Genomic DNA, 2784 nt, shown 5'->3' on the forward strand with positions numbered 1-2784 from the left:
GCGCTGCAGACCTTCGGCGTCGCAAGCAAAAACTGGATGTAATCTTCATCGGTCACTTTCGCTGGATTCATTCCGTCCTTTTACTCCATCAGATCCAATTACTCCATCAGATCCAACTGCGTAACTCCTAAACCGATTGAATAGAATCGTGTCATTCCATTTTCCGGGGCACTTTCCGGGGCACTTTCCGGGGCACTTTCCGGGGCACTTTTTGAGGTGAATCTGGGGGTACTTTTGGACCTGGGTTCGTTTAGGACACTTTTAGACCGAAGTTCCAAGAACCCACGCGCGCGCAAAATCGCTTCATGGCCCCATTCTGGACGACGACAAGGCTGAGAAAGACAGGATTCAAGAAGGCGCTAGGAAAAGATCACGCTGCACAGAGAGAAAAAAAACAGGCTTACTATTAAACTGTTTTATTGGCTTTTTTACGTACTTTGTATCAGGTAAAGAGACGGTAAATCAGAAAATATACAGCCCATTTTTGACTTGCTTTTTAGCCCGCCCAGGTGTGTACTGAAGGCACCGCTGTATCTAGCGGATCGGGTTTTCAACGGTCCCTGTCCCGTCCTTGGCAGGGGGGTGTCGCTCGGCCCGAAACGAGTACAGGTCTTAAGACCTGCGGTGTGAGCGACCGCAACACGCTCTCGGAGATCGCCGTCACTCCGGTTCAATCCTTCCGGCGTAAACGGTGGCCCTACCGTTTTCAATCCAGGTGGGCGTTCTGAGGTGAGGTGAGGTGAGACGACAAACGGTGGCCCTACCGTTTTCAATCCAGGTGGGCGATAGAAGCGGTGAATGATGATGAAAGCAGATGCAGAGTGAAGACGATGGACGGAATGGATCTCAAACCGGGGGTTAGCCCCGACGACGTGACGGCCCTGATCCAGACGCTACGCGGGATGGTGAACTTGGAAGAAGGGGAGCTGTATACCCTTCGGAAAGGCCAACTGCACCATGTCGTGCCGCGCGAGGACGAAAGTGGCCTGCGGCGGATCAAGGTCATGGAAGAAGCCTATGACGCGGCGCAACAGGCCGCTCGACGGTTACGGCGGTCGCTACGCGGCTACCGGCCTGATCCGGCGTTAGTGATTTCAGCGTCGGTCATGCACGTCTTAAGCGGCTCGGAGGCCGAGGCGGACGCCATGATTCTGGCGTATCTCCAGCGGTTGTTTATGCGCCCTGAACCGGCGACGAGCACACCCGGTGTGCCGGATGCGCCGTCTGCGCCCACCGCACCTTGACAGAACCGCCGTCAGCTCTTCGGGAGTTGCTCGTGGCGGCCAGCGACCGACGGTCGCGGCCCACGGGTTGGGGTTCACGAGCGAGGACTCATTGATCGTTCGGACAAGGCAGGAGAAGAGAACGAGATGGAAACGTCCGGTTTCCCGGTGGGGAATCGGCTTAAACGGGCATCATCCGTTTAAGGGTGGATGGGCCTTCTCAGGCAAGACCCCTATCACGCGCGGTACCCTCAAGCAGAGCCTGTGTTGTGTATTGGGTGCCTTTGATGGTGCTCGGAGGATGGCGTGCGCGCCCGGACAAAGGCGATGAAAACAGGAGCGTCCTCGACGGACGTGGTAGAGCGGGGGACGCGGAACAACACGGGGCGTGGCAAACACGCCAAAGCCTTCGCCTCGCTCAATGTGCTTAGGAGTTACGCAGTTGAAATTCTAAGTGATTGATTAATGGAAAATTTCGGTTGTCTACCGCACAAGTCGATTTCTTTTAAAATCAGAGTGTTAGAGATCCAACTGCGTAACTCCTAGTGCTGTTAAAAAAACACCTGCGTCGCAGTGCGGATGGGCGCAAGGTGGTTTCAAACGCCACGATTGCGGATCGGGCGACGTTTTATAGTCAGATGGTGCGCCAGCTCCACGCGCTGGGCTATCCGCTGCTGGACCTGGACAACCTTAAGCCCAAGCACATCGACGTGTTGATGAAGCATTGGGAAGCCCAACAGCTCTCGGCTTCGACGCTGCAAAAGCGTTTTTCTTATCTCACCCGGCTGTGCGATTGGCTGGGGAAGAAAAGCATGTTGCGACCGGGGGCGAGTTATCTGACCGATCCTGGTGCTTTTCAACGGCACTATGTGGCCGCTTACGATCATTCCTGGACGGCGGCGGGCGTTGATCCACTGGACAAGATCGCGGACATCGCCACCCAAGACCCCGAGGTCGCGCGAGTCTTACGCCTTCAGCACTCCTTTGGCTTGCGCTTACAAGAAGCCTCCTTGTGCGATCCCCGCCGCGATCAGATCAGCGAGGACGCCTTACGGATTACGGCCGGGACCAAAGGGGGGCGGCCCCGCACCGTTCCGATTGAAACGGCAGCGCAACGGGCGGTGTTTGCCGAGGCCGCACAGTGGGCGATGCAGACCGGCCGCTCGATGATTCCGCCTCAGTATGATCTCAAGCAATGGCTCACCCACTGCCATCACACCCTGGCGCGGTATGGGGTGACCCGCAAAGAGGGTTTGACCAGTCATGGGCTGCGTCACCAATACGCCAATGATCGTTACGAAGAGCTGACCGGGGAGGCGAGTCCCGTGCGTGGCGGCGGGCCGGTGGCCGGCGACGCGCACCGTCGCGCTCAATGGGAGGTCTCGGCGCGGTTAGGCCACGCCCGCCCGGCCATCACCCAAGCCTATTACGGTAACGCGCGTCTGGGTCCGGGTCAGATCGCGGCGGGCGAAGACCGCAAGACCGCGCAGGCGGAGCGCCGTGTCCAGCGCCAATTATTGGCCGCACGGGTCAGCGCGCACCTGGGCGAGCGCCTGGATGG

Annotated in this window: 2 protein-coding genes; both read left to right on the forward strand. The window is 58.0% G+C overall.

All coding sequences use genetic code 11. The features are described 5' to 3' along the window. Positions 1-821 precede the first annotated feature (821 nt). Positions 822-1244, forward strand: a complete 423-nt coding sequence (locus BN873_RS14410) for a hypothetical protein (RefSeq protein WP_139031736.1) — start codon at positions 822-824, stop codon at positions 1242-1244. A gap of 569 nt (positions 1245-1813) precedes the next feature. Then, positions 1814-2784 (forward strand): integrase domain-containing protein (locus tag BN873_RS14415; protein ID WP_171820489.1); only part of this gene is annotated, 971 nt, incomplete at its 3' end.

The sequence above is a fragment of the Candidatus Competibacter denitrificans Run_A_D11 genome, assembly GCF_001051235.1.
GTDB classification, from domain to species: domain Bacteria; phylum Pseudomonadota; class Gammaproteobacteria; order Competibacterales; family Competibacteraceae; genus Competibacter_A; species Competibacter_A denitrificans.